This is a genomic window from Streptomyces sp. NPDC050422 (genome assembly GCF_044458665.1).
Classification (GTDB): Bacteria; Actinomycetota; Actinomycetes; order Streptomycetales; family Streptomycetaceae; genus Streptomyces.
In genome coordinates this window covers 122,604-145,323 of the sequence record NZ_JBITIE010000018.1, presented here as the reverse complement: position 1 = coordinate 145,323, position 22,720 = coordinate 122,604, and the positions used below count along the sequence as shown (strand labels likewise).

Annotated in this window: 21 protein-coding genes; 3 read left to right on the top strand and 18 right to left on the bottom strand. The window is 70.5% G+C overall.

Features of this window, described 5'->3' with window-relative positions; all coding sequences use genetic code 11:
* Positions 1-113: 113 nt before the first annotated feature.
* The 14 genes from ACIBJG_RS27690 to pgsA form a co-directional block, all read right to left on the bottom strand.
* Positions 114-665, bottom strand: a complete 552-nt coding sequence (locus tag ACIBJG_RS27690) for an adenine phosphoribosyltransferase (protein WP_399311396.1) — start codon at positions 663-665, stop codon at positions 114-116.
* Entirely contained in the window at positions 662-1,765 is a 1,104-nt protein-coding gene (secF, locus tag ACIBJG_RS27685) for a protein translocase subunit SecF (RefSeq protein WP_399311394.1), read from the bottom strand. The genes ACIBJG_RS27690 and secF overlap by 4 nt, the downstream gene beginning before the upstream one ends.
* Position 1,766: 1 nt before the next feature.
* Complete coding sequence (secD, locus tag ACIBJG_RS27680) at positions 1,767-3,527, bottom strand: protein translocase subunit SecD (protein ID WP_399311392.1); 1,761 nt, start codon at positions 3,525-3,527, stop codon at positions 1,767-1,769.
* A gap of 146 nt (positions 3,528-3,673) precedes the next feature.
* Entirely contained in the window at positions 3,674-4,156 is a 483-nt protein-coding gene (yajC, locus tag ACIBJG_RS27675) for a preprotein translocase subunit YajC (protein ID WP_399311390.1), read from the bottom strand.
* Positions 4,157-4,320: 164 nt separating this feature from the next.
* Positions 4,321-5,394: a Holliday junction branch migration DNA helicase RuvB gene (gene ruvB, locus ACIBJG_RS27670; protein WP_399311388.1), complete on the bottom strand. Its 1,074-nt coding sequence runs from the start codon at positions 5,392-5,394 to the stop codon at positions 4,321-4,323.
* An 81-nt stretch (positions 5,395-5,475) separates the two neighbouring features.
* Positions 5,476-6,102, bottom strand: coding sequence for a Holliday junction branch migration protein RuvA (gene ruvA, locus ACIBJG_RS27665; protein ID WP_399311386.1), 627 nt, complete (start codon positions 6,100-6,102; stop codon positions 5,476-5,478).
* Complete coding sequence (ruvC, locus tag ACIBJG_RS27660) at positions 6,099-6,674, bottom strand: crossover junction endodeoxyribonuclease RuvC (protein ID WP_399311384.1); 576 nt, start codon at positions 6,672-6,674, stop codon at positions 6,099-6,101. Before ruvC ends, ruvA begins: the two co-directional genes overlap by 4 nt.
* Before the next feature lie 133 nt (positions 6,675-6,807).
* Entirely contained in the window at positions 6,808-7,560 is a 753-nt protein-coding gene (locus ACIBJG_RS27655) for a YebC/PmpR family DNA-binding transcriptional regulator (protein WP_123468415.1), read from the bottom strand.
* Between the two features lie 61 nt (positions 7,561-7,621).
* Positions 7,622-8,215, bottom strand: a complete 594-nt coding sequence (gene pdxT, locus ACIBJG_RS27650; RefSeq protein ID WP_399311383.1) for a pyridoxal 5'-phosphate synthase glutaminase subunit PdxT — start codon at positions 8,213-8,215, stop codon at positions 7,622-7,624.
* Positions 8,216-8,221: 6 nt separating this feature from the next.
* Positions 8,222-9,142: a pyridoxal 5'-phosphate synthase lyase subunit PdxS gene (pdxS, locus tag ACIBJG_RS27645; protein WP_399311381.1), complete on the bottom strand. Its 921-nt coding sequence runs from the start codon at positions 9,140-9,142 to the stop codon at positions 8,222-8,224.
* Between the two features lie 168 nt (positions 9,143-9,310).
* Positions 9,311-9,856 carry a hypothetical protein gene (locus ACIBJG_RS27640; protein ID WP_399311379.1) on the bottom strand — a complete coding sequence of 182 codons (546 nt, stop codon included), beginning with the start codon at positions 9,854-9,856 and terminating at the stop codon, positions 9,311-9,313.
* Positions 9,857-9,926: 70 nt separating this feature from the next.
* Positions 9,927-11,087, bottom strand: coding sequence for a glycosyltransferase family 4 protein (locus ACIBJG_RS27635; RefSeq protein WP_399311376.1), 1,161 nt, complete (start codon positions 11,085-11,087; stop codon positions 9,927-9,929).
* Between the two features lie 229 nt (positions 11,088-11,316).
* Positions 11,317-12,246 (bottom strand): phosphatidylinositol mannoside acyltransferase, encoded by a 930-nt coding sequence (locus tag ACIBJG_RS27630; RefSeq protein WP_399311374.1) that lies wholly within the window; start codon positions 12,244-12,246, stop codon positions 11,317-11,319.
* Positions 12,243-12,923 carry a phosphatidylinositol phosphate synthase gene (pgsA, locus tag ACIBJG_RS27625; RefSeq protein ID WP_362549551.1) on the bottom strand — a complete coding sequence of 227 codons (681 nt, stop codon included), beginning with the start codon at positions 12,921-12,923 and terminating at the stop codon, positions 12,243-12,245. The genes ACIBJG_RS27630 and pgsA overlap by 4 nt, the downstream gene beginning before the upstream one ends.
* A gap of 302 nt (positions 12,924-13,225) precedes the next feature.
* Here pgsA and ACIBJG_RS27620 point away from each other — a divergent pair, with 302 nt between their 5' ends.
* Both ACIBJG_RS27620 and ACIBJG_RS27615 read left to right on the top strand, forming a co-directional pair.
* Positions 13,226-15,451 carry an elongation factor G-like protein EF-G2 gene (locus ACIBJG_RS27620; RefSeq protein ID WP_399311371.1) on the top strand — a complete coding sequence of 742 codons (2,226 nt, stop codon included), beginning with the start codon at positions 13,226-13,228 and terminating at the stop codon, positions 15,449-15,451.
* 147 nt (positions 15,452-15,598) lie between these two features.
* Positions 15,599-17,269: a hypothetical protein gene (locus ACIBJG_RS27615; protein WP_399311369.1), complete on the top strand. Its 1,671-nt coding sequence runs from the start codon at positions 15,599-15,601 to the stop codon at positions 17,267-17,269.
* Positions 17,270-17,408: 139 nt separating this feature from the next.
* Here ACIBJG_RS27615 and ACIBJG_RS27610 read toward each other — a convergent pair whose 3' ends face one another.
* The gene (locus ACIBJG_RS27610) at positions 17,409-17,972 is read right to left on the bottom strand and encodes an HIT family protein (RefSeq protein ID WP_399311367.1); all 564 of its coding nucleotides are present in this window, start codon (positions 17,970-17,972) and stop codon (positions 17,409-17,411) included.
* A 66-nt stretch (positions 17,973-18,038) separates the two neighbouring features.
* Here ACIBJG_RS27610 and ACIBJG_RS27605 point away from each other — a divergent pair, with 66 nt between their 5' ends.
* Positions 18,039-18,716 (top strand): potassium channel family protein, encoded by a 678-nt coding sequence (locus ACIBJG_RS27605; protein WP_399311365.1) that lies wholly within the window; start codon positions 18,039-18,041, stop codon positions 18,714-18,716.
* Positions 18,717-18,744: 28 nt separating this feature from the next.
* Here the strand turns inward: ACIBJG_RS27605 and thrS are convergent, their stop codons facing one another.
* The 3 genes from thrS to ACIBJG_RS27590 all read right to left on the bottom strand — a co-directional run bounded on the left by thrS (position 18,745) and on the right by ACIBJG_RS27590 (position 22,676).
* Positions 18,745-20,721, bottom strand: a complete 1,977-nt coding sequence (thrS, locus tag ACIBJG_RS27600) for a threonine--tRNA ligase (RefSeq protein ID WP_399311363.1) — start codon at positions 20,719-20,721, stop codon at positions 18,745-18,747.
* Positions 20,722-20,847: 126 nt separating this feature from the next.
* Positions 20,848-22,110 (bottom strand): hypothetical protein, encoded by a 1,263-nt coding sequence (locus ACIBJG_RS27595; RefSeq protein WP_399311361.1) that lies wholly within the window; start codon positions 22,108-22,110, stop codon positions 20,848-20,850.
* On the bottom strand, positions 22,110-22,676 hold the full coding sequence (locus ACIBJG_RS27590; protein WP_399311359.1) for a DUF4365 domain-containing protein: 567 nt from the start codon (positions 22,674-22,676) through the stop codon (positions 22,110-22,112). Before ACIBJG_RS27590 ends, ACIBJG_RS27595 begins: the two co-directional genes overlap by 1 nt.
* Positions 22,677-22,720: the final 44 nt, after the last annotated feature.

The following is a 22,720-nucleotide window of genomic DNA, read 5'->3' as shown; positions in this document are numbered from 1 at the left end:
AGCTCCCCCGGGGACGGTGAGAGCCCTCACAACGCGAAACGGGCACCCGGTTGTTCCCGGGTGCCCGCCGCGGTGTGCGACTAGGCTGTGCGGACTGCCTTCGGGGCGGCCGCTCAGACCGTGATCAGGGCCTCCAGCGGAGCGCCCTGCAGGTGCGGCGTCAGGCGTTCACGGCCGGCCAGGAAACCGAGCTCCATGAGGACGCAGACGCCGGCGACCGTGGCTCCGGCCCGCCGGATCAGCTCCAGCGAGGCCCCGGCGGTGCCGCCGGTGGCCAGGACGTCGTCGATGACCATGACACGGTCGTCGGCCGACAGGTCCTCCGCGTGGACCTCGATCTCCGCGGTGCCGTACTCCAGCTCGTACGCCTGGCCGAGCGTGGCTCCGGGCAGCTTCCCGGCCTTGCGGACGGGGATGAAGCCGAGGCCGGCCCGTACGGCGACCGGTGCGGCCAGGATGAAGCCGCGGGCCTCCAGGCCGACGATCTTCGTGGCTCCGTGCCGTACGCACAGTTCCGCGAGGGCGTCGGTGAGGGCCGTGAACGCGACCGGGTCCGCGAGCAGCGGGGTGATGTCCTTGAACATCACGCCCGGCTTCGGGTAGTCCGCCACATCACGGATCCGGCTGAGCAGCAGTTCCCTGGTGCTCTCGGTGGTGCTGGTCATCGACGCTTCCCCGGGGTCCGGCCGTGGCCCCTGGGGGGCTCCTGGCGCTGGCCGACGACCGCACCGGCGGGCGCGGTGTCCTCGGGGGACCGCTCGTCCTCCTGCTCGGCCTCGTTCAGCTCGCCCTTGGCTGCGGCGGCGGCGCGCTTGGCGAGGATCCGCTTCTTCAGCGCCTTCATCTGCGGTTCGCGTTCCTTGAGGTCGGCGACGAGCGGAGTGGCGATGAAGATCGAGGAGTACGCACCGGCGGCGAGGCCGACGAAGAGGGCCAGCGAGATGTCGTTCAGCATGCCGGCGCCGAGGACACCGCCACCGATGAACAGCAGACCGGCGACCGGCAGCAGGGCGACGACCGTGGTGTTGATCGAGCGGACCAGCGTGCCGTTGATGGAGCGGTTGGCGATCTCGCTGTACGTCCACCGGGTCTGCTTGGTGATCCCCTTCGTGCCCTCCTTGAGGCTGTCGAAGACGACGACCGTGTCGTAGAGGGAGTAACCGAGGATCGTCAGCAGACCGATCACCGTGCCCGGGGTGACCTCGAAGCCGACGAGCGCGTAGACACCGACCGTGATGGTGATGTCGTGGATCAGGGCGACGAGGGCCGCGATGGCCATCCGCCATTCGAAGGCGATCGCCAGGTAGATCACGACGAGGACCATGAAGACGCCGAGGCCGGTCCAGGCCTTGTTGGCGATCTGCTCACCCCAGCTGGGGCCGACCAGGTCGGCGGCGATCTTCTCTTCCGAGACGTCGAGGCCCTTGGAGAGCTCGCCCTTGATCTGGTCGGACTTCGCGGTGTCGACCTCGGTGATCTGGATGCGCAGACCGCCGTTGCCCAGCTTCTGGACGATGGCCTGGTGTCCCGAGGCCTCGGTCGCCAGGTCCTCCGCCTCGGAGACGGAGACGCTCGTCTTCGGCGTGGTGAAGACGGCACCGCCCTTGAACTCGATGCCCATGTTCAGGCCGCTGACCGCCAGGCCGACGACGGCCGTGATGGTGATCAGGATCGAGATGCCGTACCAGATCTTGCGGTTGCCGATGAAGTCGTAACCGACCTCGCCGCGGTAGAGACGGGCGCCCAGATTGCCGAGTCGCGACATCTCACGCCTCCTTCGGGTCGGTGGGGGCGTTGACACGGCGCGAACGGCGCAGCGGCGGCTTGGCGCCGAGCCGCTTCGGGTCCAGTCCGGACCACGGGTGACCGCTCGCGAAGAACTTCGTGCGGGCCATGAGCGTCATGACGGGCTTGGTGAAGAGGAAGACCACGACCACGTCGAGCAGGGTGGTGAGACCCAGCGTGAACGCGAAGCCCTGGACCTTGCCGACGGTGACCACGAACAGGACCGCCGCCGCCAGGAACGACACGAAGTCGGAGACGAGGATGGTGCGCCTGGCGCGCGGCCAGGCCCGTTCGACGGCCGGGCGCAGGGTGCGCCCCTCGCGGATCTCGTCCCGGATGCGTTCGAAGTACACGATGAACGAGTCCGCGGTGATACCGATCGCCACGATGGCTCCGCAGACCGCGGGCAGGTTCAGCGCGAAGCCGATGGCCGGGCCGAGCAGCGACATGATCGTGTAGGTCAGGATGCCCGAGACCAGGAGGCTGAGGAGCGCGATGAACGCCAGCCCGCGGTAGTAGGCCACCAGGTAGATGACCACGAGGGCCAGGCCGATGGCTCCGGCGATGAGGCCTGCGCGGAGCTGCTCGCCACCGAGGGCGGCGGTGACGGTGGTGACGCTCTGCTCCTGGAAGGAGAGCGGCAGCGCGCCGTAGGAGAGCACGTTGGCCAGGTCCTCGGCGGACTGCTGGGTGAAGCTGCCGGAGATCTCGGCGCTGGCGCTCAGCGCCTGGCTCACGGAGGGTGCCGAGACGACTTCGCCGTCGAGCGCGATGGCGAACTGGTTCTGCGGCGACTGCTGCTGGGCGAGCTTGCCCGTGGTCGTGTGGAACTTCTTGGCGCCGCCGCCGGTGAACTCCATCTGAACGATCCACTGACCGGACTGCTGGTTGATCGCCGCCTTGGCACTGTCGACATCCGTGCCGTCGACCTCGGCCGGGCCGAGCACGTACTTGGCGCTGCCGTCCTGCTCACAGGCGACGACCGTGTCAGTGGCCTTGGTGCCCTTGCTCGCCTTGGAGCGGGAGGCCTTGCTGGAGCAGTCCAGCGCCTCGAACTTCTTCTGCAGATCCGCCGCGGCCGCCTGCTCCTCGGCGGAGGCGGTCGGGGTGGAGCTCGCCTCCGGCGTGGTGCTGGCCTTCGGCGTGGTGCTGGCCTTGGGCGTGGGCGTTGAGTCCGCCTTCAGGGCGCCGGTGACCGCGCGGCCCTGGGTGGTGGCGCTCGCGTCGGGCTTCGTGGAGGGGCTGCTCGCCTTGTCCGAGGCGGAGGTGCTCGGCGTGGCGGACGGGCTGGCCTTGTCGGTGGACGAGGCGCTCGGCGCGGGCGTCGGCGTCCCCTGGGCGACGGTCAGCACGGGCCGGAAGTAGAGCTTCGCGGTCGTACCGACCTGCTCACGGGCCTGGGCGGAGTTCGTGCCCTTGGGGATGTTGACGATGATGTTGCGATCGCCCTGGGTCTGGACCTCGGCCTCGGAGACGCCAAGACCGTTGACGCGGCGTTCCATGATGCGGACCGCCGTGTCCATGTTGGTCTTGTTGATCGCCGATTCCTGGCCGGGCTCGGCCTTCGCCTCCAGCGTGATGGACGTGCCGCCCGCCAGGTCGATGCCGAGTCGCGGCGTCGGCTGGTGGGCCAGGAACATCCCGCCGGTGAGAGCGACCATGGCGATCAGGATCAAAGCCAGGGAACGCCCCGGCTTGCCCTGACCGCCGGCCGGTCCTCGGCCCTTCTTCGGTGCTGCCACCTTCTCGTTTCTCCCTGTCCAACCGCCCCGCGCCGGGTACGCGCCCGAGCGGCCACGAAGTTTAGTGGGGACCCGCCCCCGCAGAAGACCGCACGGTCCGGGGATGGCCGGATGCCTGTGGGCTCACGGCATCCCCGGGTCGTGTGCTACTTCGCGTCGGCCTCGCCGTCGGCCTTGCCGTCGGACTTCTTGTCGGCCTTGTCGTCGGCCTGCTCGACGTCGTCCGCCTCGGTCTTCTTGACCAGGTCGGTCTTCGCCTCGTCGGCGGACTCGTCAGCGGCGTCGGCCTCGGTCAGCGAGGAGGCGTCGTCCGGCACGACCGCGCCGTCGACGTCGAGCTCCTCTTCGTCACCGTGGACGATGCGGTTGTACTCCGCGTCGTCGAGGACGGCACCGATGGAGTTCTTCGCGTAGACGGCGTGGACGCCGGGGGCGATCTCAAGGAGGACCGAGTCGTCGTGAAGCTCCTTGACGGTGGCGTACATGCCCCCGATCGTCCGGACGCCGGTACCGGGCTGCATTTCATTGCGCATGTTCGCAGCCGCCGCCTGCTTCTTCTTGGCGGACCGCGTCATCAGGAACATGGCCCCGATGAGCACGATGAAGGGGAGGAGAGTCACGGGATTCACGGGACGATTTTCCTTCGCACGACCGCGCTGGAAGGCGGCCTGGTCTACGGGGGTGGGTACACCGACCTTTAAGGGCGGCATCGGCGGAGTCTAAGCGAGTCCGCATCGATGGAACAACGCCCAGCATGGCACCGTGGTTCCTCTGTGGGTCAACCTGTGATGCATCACGCCCCGAACAGACCCTGTTGTCCCTTTCCGCCATCCTGCGGCGGGACCAGCCCGAGGTGGGCCCAGGCCGCCGGGGTGGCGACGCGCCCCCGCGGCGTCCTGGCCAGCAGTCCTTCCCGTACGAGGAAGGGCTCTGCGACCTCCTCGACCGTCTCGCGCTCCTCGCTCACGGCGACCGCGAGGGTCGACAGACCGACCGGGCCGCCGCCGAAAAGCTTCAGCAGGGCGCCGAGGACCGCCCGGTCCAGCCGGTCCAGACCCCGGGCGTCGACCTCGTACACCCGCAGCGCCGCGGCGGCGATCTCCCGGTCGATCCTGCCGTCGGCCTTGACCTGGGCGTAGTCCCGGACGCGGCGCAGCAGCCGGTTGGCGATACGGGGCGTGCCACGGGAGCGCCCTGCGATCTCGGCGGCGCCCTCGACGTCTATCTCGACGTCCAGGAGGCCCGCCGAGCGGTGAATCACCCGTTCCAGTTCGGTGGGGGCGTAGAACTCCATGTGCCCGGTGAAGCCGAAGCGGTCGCGCAGCGGGGGCGGCAGCAGTCCGGCCCTGGTGGTCGCGCCGACCAGGGTGAAGGGCGGCAGTTCCAGCGGGATGGCGGTGGCCCCGGGGCCCTTGCCGACGATCACGTCGACCCGGAAGTCCTCCATCGCCATGTAGAGCATCTCCTCGGCGGGCCGGGACATGCGGTGGATCTCGTCGAGGAAGAGGACCTCGCCCTCCTGGAGCGAGGACAGGATCGCCGCCAGATCGCCCGCGTGCTGAATGGCGGGTCCGGAGGTGATCCGGATCGGCGCGTTCATCTCCGCCGCGATGATCATCGAGAGGGTGGTCTTGCCCAGGCCGGGGGCGCCGGACAGCAGCACGTGGTCGGCGGTGGCGCCGCGGGCCCTGGCCGCCTTGAGGACGAGGTCGAGCTGTTCGCGCACCTTCTCCTGGCCGACGAACTCGTCGAGGTCCTTGGGGCGCAGCGCCGCTTCGACCGCGGTGTCCTCACCGTCCGCGCCGGCGTCGACGAGCCGCTCGTCGAGGAGCTCGTCGGTGTCGGGGCCGGTCTCGTCCCAGTTCATCTCGTCAGTCCCGCCTCGGGTGTTTCGGTGCCGGTCCGTCGGGTGCCGGGCCGGGCGTCAGGGGTGTGTGCCCGGGTCCGCTCAGCGCGCTCGGTTGAGGCTCTGCAGGGCGGCGCGCAGCAGCTGCGGCACGGGCGGCTGGGCGCCCTCCGCGAGGGCCGCCTCCGCCTGCGGTGCCACGGCGGACACGGCCTCGTCCGCCTCGCGGGTCGCGTACCCGAGACCGATCAGTGCGGCGTGGAGCTGGTCGCGCCATGCGGCGGAGACCGCGGTGCCGATGCCCTGCTGGCCGATGTGGGCGCCGACGGGCTCGCCGAGCCTGTCCTTCAGTTCGAGCAGGAGTTTCTGCGCGCCCTTCTTGCCGATGCCGGAGACGGCGGTGAGCGCCTTCTCGTCGCCGGTGGCCACGGCGATGCGCAGGGCGTCCGGGCTGTGCGTGGCGAGCATGGCCTGGGCGAGCCTGGGTCCGACCCCGCTGGCGGTCTGGAGGAGCTCGAAGATCTGTCGTTCGTCGTCGTCGGCGAAGCCGTAGAGCGTCAGCGAGTCCTCCCGTACGACGAGGGAGGTGGCGAGCTTGGCCTCCTTGCCGATACGGAGGCCGGCGAGGGTGTTCGGTGCGCACTGGACGGCCATGCCGATGCCGCCGACCTCGATCACGGCCGTGGTCGGGGCGAGCGCGGCGACGGGGCCGCTGACGAAGGCGATCATCGGGGGACCTTCCGGACGGGGGCTGCTGCGGTGCGCGGGACGCGCGGGGTGCGGGCAGCCGCTGCGGCGGCCGCGTGCGCCTGCTGGAGGCGGCCCAGCGCGGGGGCGCGCCAGATGTGGCAGATGGCGAGGGCGAGGGCGTCGGCCGCGTCCGCCGGTTTCGGCGGGGCGTCCAGGCGCAGGAGCCGGGTGACCATGGCGCCGACCTGCGCCTTGTCCGCGCGCCCGCTGCCGGTGACGGCGGCCTTGACCTCACTGGGCGTGTGCAGGGCGACCGGGATGCCGCGGCGGGACGCGCACAGCATGGCGACCGCGCTGGCCTGGGCGGTGCCCATCACCGTACGGACGTTGTGCTGGGCGAACACCCGCTCCACGGCGACGTATTCGGGCCGGTGCTCGTCGAGCCACTCCTCGATGCCGCGCTCGATGGCCACCAGCCGGTGTCCGAGCTCCGCGTCGGCGGGTGTGCGCACGACTCCGACGCCGAGCATCGTCAGGGGCCGGCCCGCGACGCCTTCGACGACTCCGACGCCGCACCGCGTGAGTCCGGGGTCCACGCCGAGTACCCGCACGATTCGTCCCCTCCCTGCCGTTCGGTCAACTGTTCCCGCAGGCTATCGGCTCGCACTGACAATGCGACGGGCCGACGGGGTGTGTCCCCGTCGGCCCGTCCACGGAAAGCCGCGCAGGTCGCCCTGCGGCCTCTCAGGCGTCGACCTTCTCCATGACCTCGTCGGAGACGTCGAAGTTGGCGAAGACGTTCTGCACGTCGTCGCTGTCCTCCAGCGCGTCGATCAGCTTGAAGATCTTGCGCGCGCCCTCCTCGTCGAGGTCGACCTGCATGGTGGGCAGGAAGTTGGCCTCGGCCGAGTCGTAGTCGATGCCCGCCTCCTGGAGCGCGGTGCGGACCGCGACCATGTCGGTGGCCTCGCTGACGACCTCGTAGCTCTCACCGAGGTCGTTGACCTCCTCGGCGCCGGCGTCGAGCACCGCGCCCAGCACGTCGTCCTCGGAGAGTTCACCCTTGGGGACGATGACGACGCCCTTGCGGTTGAACAGGTACGAGACCGAGCCCGGGTCGGCCATCGAGCCGCCGTTGCGCGTCATCGCGACACGTACGTCGGACGCGGCACGGTTGCGGTTGTCGGTGAGGCACTCGATGAGCACCGCGACACCGTTCGGGCCGTAACCCTCGTACATGATCGTCTGGTAGTCGACGCCGCCCGCTTCGAGACCGCCACCGCGCTTGACCGCGGAGTCGATGTTCTTGTTCGGGACCGAGCTCTTCTTCGCCTTCTGGATCGCGTCCACAAGGGTCGGGTTGCCCTCGGGGTCGACCCCGCCGGTGCGGGCCGCGACCTCGATGTTCTTGATCAGCTTCGCGAAGAGCTTGCCGCGCTTGGCGTCAATCACGGCCTTCTTGTGCTTCGTCGTAGCCCATTTAGAGTGGCCGGACATCTGCCTTCTCCTTCGCGTCACCAAATTCCGTACGAACCCGAGAGATCCTACCGGGGTCGAGTCAGCTGACTGCGCGCACCATGTCGACGAAGTACGCGTGAAGGCGGTGGTCGCCGGTCAGTTCCGGGTGGAATGACGTGGCAAGGGCGTTTCCCTGCCGTACCGCCACGATGTGGCCGCCGTGCTCGGCCACCACCTTGGCCTGCACGCCCACGGACTCGACCCAGGGGGCCCGGATGAAGACGCCCTCGACCGGGCCGCCCTCGATCCCGGCCACCTCGACGGCCGCCTCGAACGACTCGTTCTGCCGCCCGAAAGCGTTACGCCGCACGATCATGTCGATGCCGCCGACGGTCTCCTGGCCCGAGCGCGGGTCGAGGATCTTGTCCGCGAGCAGGATCATCCCGGCGCAGGTGCCGTAGACGGGCATCCCGTTCCGCACCCGCTCGCGCAGGGGTTCCAGCATGCCGAACAGGGCGGCCAGTTTGGACATCGTGGTGGACTCGCCGCCCGGAATGACCAGGCCGTCGACCTCGGCGAGTTCCTCGGGACGCCGGACCGGCCTGGCCAGGGCGTCCGCCGAGGCCAGGGCGATCAGGTGTTCCCGCACGTCGCCCTGGAGAGCCAGGACGCCGATCACAGGGGTGTCGCTCATCAGTGACTACCAGCCGCGGTTGGCGTAGCGCTCGGCCTCGGGCAGGGTGTCGCAGTTGATGCCGACCATGGCCTCGCCCAGGTTGCGGGAGGCGTCCGCGATGATCTTCGGGTCGTCGTAGAAGGTGGTGGCCTTCACGATGGCGGCGGCGCGCTTGGCCGGGTCACCGGACTTGAAGATGCCGGAGCCGACGAAGACGCCCTCGGCACCGAGCTGGCGCATCAGCGCGGCGTCCGCCGGGGTGGCGACGCCACCTGCGGAGAAGAGGACGACGGGCAGCTTGCCGAGCTCGGCGACCTCCTTGACCAGCTCGTACGGGGCGCGGAGGTCCTTGGCGGCGGCGTAGAGCTCGTTGTTGTCGTAGCCGCGCAGCCGGGCGATCTCGTTCTTGATCTGGCGCAGGTGACGGACGGCCTCGACGACGTTGCCGGTGCCGGCTTCGCCCTTCGAGCGGATCATGGCCGCGCCCTCGGCGATGCGGCGCAGGGCCTCGCCCAGGTTGGTGGCCCCGCACACGAAGGGGGTGGTGAACGCGAACTTGTCGCTGTGGTTGACCTCGTCGGCCGGGGTGAGGACCTCGGACTCGTCGATGTAGTCGACGCCGAGGGACTGCAGGACCTGGGCCTCGACGAAGTGTCCGATGCGGGACTTCGCCATCACCGGGATGGAGACGGACTCGATGATCTCCTCGATCATGTTCGGGTCCGACATCCGGGCCACGCCGCCGTCCTTGCGGATGTCGGCCGGAACCCGCTCCAGGGCCATGACGGCCACGGCGCCCGCGTCCTCGGCGATCTTCGCCTGCTCGGCGTTGACGACGTCCATGATGACGCCGCCCTTGAGCTGCTCGGCCATGCCGCGCTTGACGCGGGCGGTGCCGATGGCGGGGGCGTCGGCGGACTGCGGGGTGGCGGGGTTCGTGGACACGGATCGACCTCACTGGGAGAAAGGGCTGCTGAACGTGCGGGGCTGATGCACTGCTGAGCAAACTCTCCAGGACCAGTCCACAGCAAGGGCCAATGAGAGGCCGGTGGATCGTTTTTGTCCGGTACGGCGGCGGGCCACGGGCCCCGCCGCGCGCCACGCCGGCCGTGGTCAGCTGACCGGGCGGTCCGCGAGGGCGACCGGCGGCTCGTCGTCCATCTCGAAGGCCAGCGGGAACGGGGCGTGTCCGGCCAGCCGGAACCAGCGCACCGTGCGGTGGCGGCGCAGCGCCCGTGCCGCCCGCACCGCGTCGTTGTGGAACCTGCGCGCCATCGGGACCCGGCGCACGGCCGCGGCCAGCTCGGACGCGGCCTCCTCACCGCCGGGGATCTCCTTCACCGCCTCGACCTGCGCCCGCTCGCCGAACACCGCGCGCAGGGCGGTGCTCAGCTCGCTCTCGGCGACCTCCCGGTGCTCCCCCTCCGACTGACGGGCGGCGTGCGCGGCCTCGTACAGCACGATGGAGGCGGCCGGGTCGAGGACACCGGACGTGGCGAGTTCCTGGGTGACCGAGGCGCGGCGCAGCAGTTGGGCGTCGAGAGCGGCGCGGGCCGCGTCGATCCGGCTGTGCAGCCGGTCGAGACGGCCCGCGGTCCAGCTGAGGTACAGGCCGATCGCGATGATCACGACGGCGGTCCAGATGAGGGTTTCGGTCACGGGCGGCAAGGCTACCGGTGACCGGGCGCCACCCGGCCCCGTTGACGGCGGGAGAGCCGTCCGGGAACGGTCAGTCCCGGGCCAGCCCGAACCGGGCCCGCAGCCCCGTGCGTTCGTCCGCAGCCACCGACGCGGCCCCGTCCGCCACCGTCTCGTACACGGCGAGGATGTCCGCCCCGACCGTCGACCAGTCGAAGCGCCGCACATGCGCGGTGCCGCGCTCGCGCAGCTCCGCGCGCCGCTCCGGGTCGCCCAGCAGCCGGATCGCCGAGCCGGCCAGGGCGTCCGCGTCCTCGTTGGTGAACAGCTCCCCCGCCGCACCCAGGTCCAGGACCTGCGCGAACGCGTCCAGATCGCTGGCCAGCACCGGTGCGCCCGCCGACATGGCCTCGACGAGAATGATGCCGAAGCTCTCGCCGCCGGTGTTGGGCGCGACGTACACGTCGACGCTGCGCAACAGCCGCGCCTTGTCCTCGTCGCTCACCATGCCGAGGAACTCGACGCGCGCCCGCATCTCCTTCGGCAGCGAGGCGACGGCCTCCTCCTCGTCGCCCCGGCCCGCCACGAGCAGCCGGGTGTCCGGGCGTGCCGCCAGGATCGCGGGCAGCGCCCGCATCAGGACGGGCAGGCCCTTGCGGGGCTCGTCGATGCGCCCGATGAAGCCGATCGTGCCGCCCTGCCACTCGGCCTTGGGCTCGGCCGCGCCAAAGAATCCGACGTCCACCCCGTTGGGGATGACGACCGCGTCGCCGCCCAGGTGCTCGACCAGGGTCCGGCGCGCGTACTCGCTGACCGCGATGCGCGCGCTGATCTTCTCCAGGGCCGGCTGGAGGATCGGGTAGGCGGCGATCATCGCCCGCGAGCGCGGGTTGGACGTGTGGAAGGTGGCGACGATCGGCCCCTGCGCAGCCCAGCAGGTCAGGAGCCCCAGCGACGGCGAGGTCGGCTCATGGATATGGATCACGTCGAACGTGCCGTCGTGCAGCCACCGCCGCACCCGCGCCGCGGACAGGAAGCCGAAGTTCAGCCGGGCGACGGAACCGTTGTACGGGACGGGTACCGCCCGGCCCGCGGACACCACGTACGGCGGCAGCGGCGTCTCGTCGTCGGCGGGGGCCAGCACGGAGACCTGGTGGCCGAGCCGGATCAGATGCTCGGCCAGATCACGGATGTGGAACTGCACGCCGCCCGGGACATCCCAGGAGTACGGGCAGACGATGCCGATCTTCACTGCTGGGGCCTTTCGTTCGGGTCAGGCCGGATCAGGGAGCGGGGGCCGGTGCGTGCGGTTGCAAGGCGGAGAAAGGAGTCACTGAGGAGCATCGGCGGCCGACGGCCACGCCGGAGGGGGTCCCGCCGGCCGAGCCGAAGCCGAGACCTCGGGGAGCGCGTGCCGGACCCCGCGAGCCCTGCATGGCCGCCGCGGGAGTGCGTGCCGGACGAGACCTTGCGGACACGAACTAGTCTCCGCGGGGTTCGAGGTCGGTGAGCCAGAGCCGTTGCAGCATGTGCCAGTCCTCCGGGTGCTCGGCGATGCCCAGGGCGAACGCGTCGGCCAGGGCCTGTGTCATGAAGGACGTCCTCCGGCCGCGGTCACCTGAGCCGGGAACCTCGACGGGCGGATGGATCCGCGCCTTCATCACCGGCGTTTCGTCGTAGGAGAGGGTGACCGGCAGCAGCAGCGCACCGGTCTGCTGGGCCAGGAGGGCCGGCCCCGCGGGCATCCGGGCCGTGTCGCCGAAGAACGTCACCTCGACGCCGGAGGCCGACAGGTCGCGGTCGGCGACCAGGCAGACGAGGCCGCCTTCGCGCAGCCGGCGAGCCAGCGTCCCGAACGCGGTCCCGCCGTTGTGGGCGAGCACTTCCATGCCCAGGCCCTCGCGGTAGGCCACGAACCGGTCGTACAGCGATTCCGGCTTGAGCCGCTCGGCGACCGTCGTGAAGGGGACCTTCAGGTCCGTGGTGACCCACGCCCCCGCCAGGTCCCAGTTCCCCAGGTGCGGCAGGGCGAGGATGACCCCCCGCCCCGCGTCGAGCCCTTCCGTCAGCCGGTGTGCGTCCGTCACGTCGATGGACGCCTTGATGCGCTCCGGCGTCCAGGTGGGCAGCCGGAACGACTCCATCCAGTAGCGCATGTACGAGCGCATCCCGGCCTTGGAGAGTTCCGCGAGCCGGGCCGGGCTCGCGTCCGGCACGACCCGCGCCAGATTGGACTCCAGCCGCAGCACGCTCTTGCCCCGCCGCTTCCACACCTGGTCGGCGATGGTACGGAACAGCGCCCGGGCGGCCGGTTCGGGCAGCTTCTTGACCGCGGCCCAGCCCAGCCCGTACAGCCCGTCGCTCAGCCGTTCACCGGCGCCGGGCTTCGTGTCCCCGGGCGCGCCGCTCACTGCGCTGCCTCGCTCCCCCGGTCCGCCGCAGCCGACACCGCGGCGGCCGCGTCGGCCTCGGCGGACTCGCGGCGCACGGTCACGACCCGCTGCACCAGTGTCACCAGGCTGCCCACGGCGACGATCCAGAGCGCGATCGGCAGCAGGATGTCGATCCCCGGGACGCCGAACTTGTGCAGACCCGCGAGGCCGGCTGCCACCAGCGAGATCACCAGGCGCTCGGCACGCTCCACGAGGCCGTTGACCGCCACCGGCAGACCGATCGACTCACCGCGCGCCTTGGTGTACGAGACCACCTGGCCGCTCGCCAGGCAGAAGATCGCGACCGCGCACAGGACGTTGTCGTCGCCGCTGCCCGCGTACCAGAGCGCGAAACCGGCGAAGATCGCCCCGTCGGCGACGCGGTCGAGCGTCGAGTCGAGGAACGCGCCCCAGCGGCTGGAGATGCCCGCCTGCCGCGCCATGTTGCCGTCGACGAGGTCGGAGAAGACGAAGATCGTGATGACGATCGTGCCCCAGAAGAACTCCCCCATCGGGAAGAAGACCAGTGCACCTGCCATCACCCCGGCCGTGCCGATCAGTGTGACCGCGTCAGGACTCACGCCGAGACGGAGCAGCAGTGCGGCGAACGGCGTGAGGACACGCGTGAAGAATGCACGCGCGTACTTGTTCAGCATGGCCTTCCCGAGGGTTCGGTGGGCCGCATGGCCCCATCGGCCACCGGCTGACCCATCGTAGTCACGCCCGCCGCTGTCCACTGTTCGGGCACCCTGGGGGAACGGCGTCAACCCGCCATCGACCGACCCCGGCCCGTGCTGCGACGTACGGCGTATGGACGCGACCCGGACACAGTGCGAAGCTCGGAACTACCGCGGGCGTCGTCGTAGCCGCCGCGGCGGCTCCCCGTGCCCGTGCGACCGCTCCCCATCCCGCGCCGGCGGTCCCCCCGCCAGGCGCCACCACCCGGGAGGCACGCGTCATGGGCGACAAGGCACACGCACACACCGGAGCCGCCACAGGAGCAGCGACGGCCGACCATCCCTCCGCCATCCGGAACGTGGTGCTGGTCGGCCACAGCGGCTCCGGCAAGACCACCCTCGTCGAGGCCCTGGCACAGACCGCGGGCGCGGTCAACCGGGCGGGCCGGGTCGAGGACGGCACCACGGTCTCCGACCACGACGGGATCGAACAACGCCGGCAACGCTCGGTATCGCTCTCCCTCGTCCCCGTCGCATGGGACGGGGTGAAGATCAATCTGCTGGACAGTCCCGGATACGCCGACTTCGTCGGGGAACTCAGGGCCGGTCTGCGCGCGGCGGACGCGGCCCTCTTCGTCGTCTCGGCCGCCCAGGAGGCCGACGCCGTCGCAGGGACCACCCGCGCCGTCTGGGAGGAGTGCGCCGCGGTCGGCATGCCGCGCGCCATCGTCGTCACCCATCTGGACACCGCCCGCACCTCCTTCGACGCGATGACCCGGATCTGCGGCGAGATCTTCGGCGGCGACGACCCCGACGCCGTACTCCCGCTCTACCTGCCGGTGCACGGCCCCGAGGCCGCGGACGGACACGCCCCGCTGACCGGACTCACCGGGCTGCTCACGCAGCGGATCTTCGACTACTCCGGCGGGGAACGGCAGGAGCACCCGCCCGCCGAGTCCCAGCAGGCACCCCTGGCGGCCGCCCGCAACCGGCTGATCGAGGGGATCATCGCCGAGAGCGAGGACGAGACCCTCATGGACCGCTACCTCGGCGGCACCGTGATCGACATCAGGACACTCGTCGACGACCTCGAACGCGCCGTCGCACGCGGCACCTTCCACCCCGTCCTCACCGCCGCCCCCGCCGCCGCCGGCGCCCGCCAGGGCATCGGCACCGTCGAACTCCTCGACCTGATCACCGGCGGCTTCCCCACCCCGCTCGAACGCCCGCAGCCCGCCGTCACCACCCTGCACGGCGCCTCGCTCCCCGCCCTCGGCTGCGACCCGCAGGGCCCCCTGGCCGCCGAAGTCGTCAAGACGGCCTCCGACCCCTACATCGGCCGGCTCTCGCTCGTACGCGTCTTCTCCGGCACCCTGCGCCCCGACGACACGGTGCACATATCCGGCCACGGACTCGACGACCCCGGACACGAGGCCCGGCCCTTCCACGAGAACGAGATCCGTGTCGGCGCCCTCTCCTCCCCCTTCGGCAAACAGCAGCGGCCCCTCACCTCCTGCATCGCCGGCGATCTCGCCTGTGTCGCCCGGCTGGACACCGCCGAGACCGGCGACACCCTGTCCGCCCCGGACCACCCCCTGCTGATGGAACCGTGGACCATGCCGGACCCCCTCCTCCCGCTCGCCATCGAGGCACACAGCAAAGCCGACGAGGACAAGCTCTCCCAGGGCCTCGCACGCCTCGTCGCCGAGGACCCGTCCATGCGCCTGGAACAGAACCAGGACACCCACCAGGTCGTCCTGTGGTGCCTGGGGGAAGCCCACCTGGACGTGGCGCTGGACCGGCTGAGCACCCGGTTCGGCGTCCAGGTCGACGCCGTCCCCCACCGCGTCGCCCTGCGCGAGACCTTCGCCGGGCCGTCCACCGGACGCGGCCGCCACGTCAAACAGTCCGGCGGCCATGGCCAGTACGCCATCTGCGAGATCGACGTCGAGCCGCTGCCGCCGGGTTCCGGCATCGAATTCGTCGACAAGGTGGTCGGCGGATCGATACCCCGCCAGTTCATCCCGTCCGTCGAGAAGGGCATCCGCGCCCAGGCCGCCCACGGCCTGACCACCGGACATCCGCTCGTCGACGTGCGCGTCACCCTGCGGGAGGGCAAGTCCCACTCCGTGGACTCCTCCGACGCCGCCTTCCAGACCGCGGGCGCCCTGGCGCTGCGCGAGGCAGCGGATGACGCCCGCATCCAGCTCCTGGAGCCCGTCGCGGAGGTCCGCGTCCTGATCCCCGACGACTACGTCGGGCCGGTCATGAGCGACCTCTCCGGTCGCCGCGGCCGGGTGACCGGAACCGAACAGTCCGGCGCTGGACGCACACTCGTACGGGCCGAGGTGCCGGAGCTGGAGATCGGACGCTACGCGGTCGACCTGCGCTCGCTTTCCCACGGAACCGGCCGCTTCGGCCGCTCCTACGCCCGCCACGAAGCCATGCCCCCGCAGCTCGCCGACCGCCTGCGCGTACAGCAGGAGAACGGATCGAAGGAAACGTAGAGCCGCCGACCGCTCATCGTTGTCCACAGGGCCGGACGGGGTACCGATCCGGACGATACGCTGTGCTCCCAGCTCAGAAAGTGTGCCGGGCCCGGCAGTTGGGAAACAGCCGCAGGAGCGGTTCCTCGGCGGCGAGTGGGGGCGACAGTGGCCAGTAACGGATTCGATTTCTCTCCCGGAGCGCAGATTCCGCTCCAGGGGGCGGCAGGAGCGGCGGTGGCGACCAACGCCCTCGCCTCTGCCGCGTACCGCGACAGCCCGGTGGAGGAAATCCTCAAAGCCAACAGCGAATGGCACAAATCCGAAGTGAAGGAAGGGCGTTCCAAGCTCTTCAAGTCCGACTACTTCAAACCCAACCTCGGCGAGGCCTTCTCCCGCGCCGTCCAGGAACGCATGCTGGGCGGCGCGCGCAAAGCCCTCATCCAGTCCTTCGGCAGCGACCCGCAGACCGTCGTCGAGCACTGCCTGTCCGCGACCCGCCTCCGTAAGGCCCGCGACACCAAACTCACCGCCGTCACCGCCCTGTTCGGCTTCGCGTTCCTGCCGGGCATGCTGCTGTGGGTCATCGCGTTCCGCCTGCGCGACGGTCTCGCCAACACCAAGGACAAGGCCCTCGCCACCATCGGCAACGCCCTGCTGCCCATCGTCGGCATCGGGGCCCTGTTCCTCCTGGTCAAAATGCCCCTCAACGGGCTCCTGGGGCTGTACCTGCGCGCGATGATCGTGGCGCCCGTCATCGGCTGGCTGATCGCCAAGCGGATCGCCGAAACCTCCGCCCAGGACATGCGTACCCGCTGGGAAGGACTCCTCTCCGGCGGCGGCGTCATCGCCAAGATCCCCGAAGCCGTGCCGAAGAACCCCAACGAGACCGCCCGCGAGGCGCTCCGCCAGGGCCTGGAGAAGCTCTCCGCCGAACAGCAGTCCAACTCCGTCTTCTACGCCGGCCCCAAGGGCATCCTCGGCATGGGCACCCGCTGGGGCAGCTGGCAGCTCGCCGAGGATCTCGTCGCCAAGGAGCCCGGCAAGGAGTTCCACCAGTTCCGCAGCTGGGACCTGATCCGCGTCATCCACGACCAGCTCAAGATGCTGGAGCGCGGCCCGCTGAACACCGGCGGGTTCCCCACCCCCTCGGTCACCCACTGGATCGTGTCGCCCGTCGGGGAGAACGCCGACGCGGTTTCCCGCCCCGAGGGCGAGGACGTCGCCACCTTCCAGGTCAAGCCGCACGAGATACAGCGGATCTGCAACCACCAGCAGTTCGGCGGCGGCGACCGCCACTATCTGGGCGTCCAGTTCACCCTCTGGGACGGCCAGCTGGTCATCACCATGATGATCACCGTCACGGTGCTGTTCGAGACCCTGCGCATCGAGGTCACCGGACACGCACTCGGCCCCGTCCACTCCCTGTTCACCAGCAAGCCCGCCGCCAAGAAGAAGACGGTCAACAAGACCGTCAAGTTCTGGGAGACCCGCGACATCACGCTGGCGCTGGTCGAGTCCAAGGAGGTCGTGCGCCTCGCCCTGCGCGCCCCCTTCACCTGGTATCCGCCGCTCCTCGACTACCTCGGCGGCAAGATCGCCCTGCCCGAACCCTTCGGCCTGCGGCACGCCTGGGCCGAGAAGCCGTGGCGCCACCGCTTCATGGCCGACGACGCGATGCGCGCCGCCACACCCGTCCTGCGGGTCGTGCACAGCTCCGCCATGAAGGTCCTGGAGGAGAACGGTGTCGACACGGAACGCTTCGGAAACCGCTCCACGATACTGAGCGGACTCGTCCAGGACCCCACCCCGCGCAAGGCCGACCTCTACGACGCCTAGGTCCTGTCTGGAGTTCCCCCGCGGCGTCACGGCGTCCGGCACCGCCGCCTCCGGCGCCGGAACTCCAGACAGGACCTAGAGCCTGCGCAAAAGGGCGCCCCGGAAGACCCGGGGCGCCCCTGCACGGCAGAAGAGGGGATCAGGCGGTGCGCGGCCAGGCGTCGGCCAGCATCCTGCGCGTGTCGCCCAGCAGTTGCGGCAGCACCTTGGTGTGACCCACCACCGGCATGAAGTTGGTGTCACCACCCCAGCGGGGCACCAGGTGCTGATGCAGATGCGCGGCAATGCCCGCACCCGCCACCGCACCCTGGTTCATCCCGATATTGAAGCCGTGCGCCCCCGACGCCGCACGCAACGCCGTCATCGCACGCTTGGTGAAATCGGCGAGCTCCACCGTCTCCGGACCGTCCAGCTCGGTGTAGTCCGCGACGTGCCGGTACGGCACCACCATCAGGTGCCCACCGTTGTACGGATACAGATTGAGCACCGCGTAGACCTTCTCGCCCCGGGCGACGACAAGCCCGTCCTCGTCCGACTTCGAGGGGATCTCACAGAACGGACAGCCGTCGCCGGCCTCCGGGCCGGTCGGCTTGTTCTCGCCCTGGATGTACGCCATCCGGTGGGGCGTCCACAGGCGCTGGAACGCATCGGGCGTTCCCACTCCGATCTGCTGCTCCGGCTCACTCGTCATGCCGATCAGCATATTGCGTACACCGTGCGAAGCGTGTCGCCGGGGCCGATCCCGTCCACTCGGCGCGATGCTGGGCCGATGAGCGACCGCACCCCGGCCCGGCCCTCACCCGCTCTGGCCCTCTGGGAACAGCGCACCGAGCTGCCGCTCTTCGCCGCCTCGCTGCTCTTCCTCCTCGGCTACGCGGCCCGCGTCCTCGCCCCGGACGACGCGGAGCCCTGGCACGACATCTCCCTCGCCCTGGTCGCCGCCACCTGGCTGCTCTTCGTCATCGACTACGCCGTACGGATCCGGCTCAGCGGCCTGGGCCACCGCTTCGTACGCGTCCGCCGGCTCGACACGCTCGTACTCCTGCTGCCGCTGCTGCGCCCGCTGCGCCTGGTCAAGGTCTACACGGCCATCCAGAAGCGCCACGACGAGCCGCGGCTGAGCCTGTACGCACGGGTCATGTCGTACGCCGGTCTGGCTGCCCTGCTGCTCGGCTTCTCGGCGGCCCTGGCGGTCTACCACCAGGAGCACGACGCACCGGGCGCCTCGATCCGGACCTTCGGCGACGCGGTCTGGTGGGCGTGCGCGACGCTCACGACAGTGGGATACGGGGACGCCGTGCCGGTGACGCCGTGGGGCCGGGTCGTCGCGGCGTTCCTGATGACCTGCGGGCTGGCGCTGCTGGGGGCGGTGACGGGTTCGTTCTCGTCGTGGCTGATCCAGGTGTTCCGGCGGGAGGACGAGAAAGGGCCCCCGGCGAGCGGGTAGCTCGCCGGGGGCCCCTGCCGGGCACGGATCAGACCTGGACGCGGTCCTCGACGGCCTTGGCGATCTTGGCGATGGCGTCCTCGACCGGGATGCCGTTCTCCTGCGAACCGTCGCGGTAGCGGAAGGAGACGGCGCCGTTGGCCATGTCCTCGTCACCCGCGATGATCATGAACGGTACCTTGGCCCGCTGCTGGTTGCGGATCTTCTTCTGCATCCGGTCCGACGAGGCGTCCACGTCGACCCGCAGCCCCTGCTTACGGGCCTTGGCCGCGAACTCCTGGAGGTACGGGATGTGCGCGTCGCCGATCGGGATGCCGACCGCCTGGACGGGCGCCAGCCACACCGGGAACGCACCCGCGTAGTGCTCCAGGAGCACCGCGAAGAAGCGCTCGATGGAGCCGAACAGGGCGCGGTGGATCATGACCGGTCGCTGCTTGGTGCCGTCGGGGCCGGTGTACTCCAGGTCGAAGCGCTCCGGCAGGTTGAAGTCGAGCTGCACGGTCGACATCTGCCAGGTCCGGCCGATGGCGTCCTTGCACTGCACCGAGATCTTCGGACCGTAGAACGCGGCGCCGCCCGGGTCGGGAACCAGCGGCAGGCCCTGCTTCTCGGCGACCTTCTGCAGGGTCTCCGTGGCTTCTTCCCAGGCCTCGTCCGAGCCGACGAACTTCTCCGGGTCCTTGGTGGACAGCTCCAGGTAGAAGTCGGTCAGCCCGTAGTCGCGGAGCAGATTCAGGACGAAGGTGAGCGTCCGGTCGAGCTCCTCCGCCATCTGCTCCTTGGTGCAGTAGATGTGCGCGTCGTCCTGCGTGAAGCCGCGCGAGCGGGTCAGGCCGTGCACGACGCCCGACTTCTCGTACCGGTACACGGTGCCGAACTCGAAGAGCCGCAGCGGCAGTTCGCGGTAGGAGCGGCCGCGCGCGTCGAAGATCAGGTTGTGCATCGGGCAGTTCATCGGCTTGAGGTAGTAGTCCACCCCGTCGTCGAGCTGCATGGGCGGGTACATGCCGTCGGCGTACCAGTCCAGGTGACCGGACTTCTCGAAGAGCTTGCCCTTGGTGGCGTGCGGCGAGTAGACGAACTCGTAGCCCTCCTCCTCGTGGCGGCGCCGCGAGTAGTCCTCCATGGCCCGGCGGATGACGCCGCCCTTGGGGTGGAAGACGGCGAGGCCGGGGCCGATCTCGTCCGGGAAGGAGAACAGGTCCAGCTCGTTACCGAGCTTGCGGTGGTCGCGCTTGGCGGCCTCCTCCAGGAACTCCAGGTGCGCCTTCAGCTCGTCCTTGGTCGGCCAGGCGGTCCCGTAGATGCGCTGGAGCATCGGGTTCTTCTCGCTGCCGCGCCAGTAGGCGGCGGCGTTGCGCATCAGCTTGAACGCGGGGATGAACCGGGTGGTCGGCAGGTGCGGGCCGCGGCAGAGGTCCTTCCAGCACAGCTCGCCGGTCTTCGCGTCGAGGTTGTCGTAGATGGTCAGCTCGCCGCCGCCCACCTCGACGTCCGCGCCGTCGTCCGAGGAGGCGGAGCCCTTGATGCCGATGAGTTCCAGCTTGTACGGCTCGTCGGCGAGCTCCTCGCGGGCAGTCTCGTCCGTCACGACCCGGCGGGAGAACTTCTGGCCCCGCTTCTGGATCTCCTGCATCTTCTTCTCGATGGCCTTGAGGTCCTCGGGCGTGAACGGCTTCTCGACGTCGAAGTCGTAGTAGAAGCCGTCCTTGACCGGCGGGCCGATGCCCAGCTTGGCCTCGGGGTGGAGCTCCTGCACCGCCTGCGCCATGACGTGCGCGGTGGAGTGCCGCAGGATGTTGAGGCCGTCCTCGGAGGAGATCAGTACGGGCTCGACACTCTCGCCGTCGGCGAGCACGTACGCGAGGTCCTTCAGCTCACCGGCGATGCGGGCGGCGACGACGGTGCGCTCGCCGGGGAAGAGCTCGGCTGCCGTAGTGCCCGTCGTCACCACGCGCTCTTCCCGCTCGGAATCGCGTTGGATGGTCACACGGACGTCTGACACCGGTCTCTCCTGACTGAGGGGGCGCACCCGCATTCCCATGGCGGGCGCAAGGGGAATCGTACCGAGCCGACGGCCCCCTTAGCGAAATGGGCCGCCGCCGCCCCGCTGCTCCCCGCGCCCGCCTCGCTACTCCCCCGTGCACGCCTCCTCGAAATAGTCGACGTTCTCCTGGAGCGACTTCATCAGCCGGTCCCGCTCCTCCTCGTCGACCTGTACCGGAACCACCTGCGAGGCCCTGGTCAGCCGCCGGAATCCGCCCCTGCTCTCCAGCCGGCCCTCCACCCGCACCGGCAGCCCCACGAGGTGGGCCTGGCCCGCGATCCGGTAGGCCTCCTCGTCGAGTTCCAGCCGTACGTGCGGCACCTCGGCGCCCGCCAGGACCCGCAGCCGTACGATTCCGGCGCCCCTCGGCCCGGAACGGCGCATGCGGACGACGGCGCCGGTGATCCGCACCGTCACCGCGGGCTCGTCCCGGAGGTAGCGCGCACCGGCCCGGCGCAGGGCCGGCAGGTCGCCCGGGGAGAACTCGACGGGTTCGGGGCGTGCCGGGCAGCCTTCGGGCGTCCCCGCGGCGGGTGCCCAGTCCAGCGCGATACCGGCCCCCTCAGAGCCCCGGACGAGCGCGATGACCGCTTCGGTCAGTTCGCGGCTGACGCCCGCCTCGACTGCGGTGTCGAACGCCTCCATGCCACCGGTGGCCCGTTGGTAGTCGACGGCTTCCCGGGCGGCGTGCAGGGCGTGGTAGAGCCGTACGGCGAGCGGGCGGCCCGCCTCGACGGGGACGAACGCCGTGAGGTCGCGGCCGCCGGGCGCGGGGCCGATGAGGACGGAGCCGAGCGTCGCCAGGGCGCGTCGGCGGTGGCGGGCGCCGTGGAATCCGGCCCGGCCCCGGACCGCGAGCGCCCCGGCCAGCAGGATCTGCCGGGCCGCACCGTGCAGCCGCTCCGCCCCGGTCCAGCTGGCCGCTCCGGCGGCCCCCGCGGCCGGTTCGGGCACGTCACGCCACCAGCGGATCTCGTCGCTGGGGACGGCGAGGGAGACCAGGACCTCGCGGGCGGAGGGCGCGGCGCTGCGGGCGAGGGCGGTCAGCGCCTCCCCCAGCAGGTCCTCGCTGTCGGGAAACGCGGCGGTGTCCGGTACGAGCAGGCTGGTGGAACCGCCGGGCGGGCCGGGCGGGGTCCAGCGGCTGTAGCGGCCGGCCGCACCGCCGCGCCGCAGCCAGCCGTGCCGGGCGAGCAGGACTCCGAGGACCGCGGGGTCGACGCGGGCGGGGTCGGGGAGGCCGCCGGCCGGTGAGCCTACGGGCCAGGGGCCCGCCTGTTCGGCGGGGTGGGGTCGGACGGCTGACGGGAACACTTCGTTGACGGACTCGTCCATCGGCCGGTGCATCAGGGTCTCCCTCCCGCCCCGACGCGGGTCATGATCTCGCAGAGCGCTCGGTCGTCGAAGATGCGCGAGGTCGGGATCCGCACGGTGGTCCGGTGCCGGCCGGTCACGGTGTGCCCGGCCAGGTTGGTCCAGTAACAGCAGTGCCGCAGGTCGAGGCGGTCGTGTCCGGCCCGCAGCCAGTCGTCCTGGCTGCGGGGCACGAGCATCACGACGAGGATCTTGTGCACGGACACGGGGGTCCGCGCGAGCTTCACGAGGTGGGCGTTGTCGAGCGTGAAGGCGAAAGTCGGGCCGGGCGGTCGGGGCGGTATCTGGTAGGTGCACTTCAGCTGGACCTTGATGGTGACCTCGTCGTCGACGACGTGACCGGGGGCTCCGTGGCTGACGTGCCAGTCGATGCCGTTGTCGGGGAAGGGCTGCGACAGGGAGCACCCCGCCGCGGCCGCGACCGCGTGCAAGTAGCCCACCTGGAGGGTCTCCATGCAGGCGGTGGTGGCGAGTGCGCCGCGCAGCGGTGCGGACCGCTGGGGCAGCAGCCCACTCGGTTCGGGCTGCGCGAGCGCCATGGCTCCGTAGGCCTTCCGGGCTGTGCCGATGGGGTGGGTGGGAC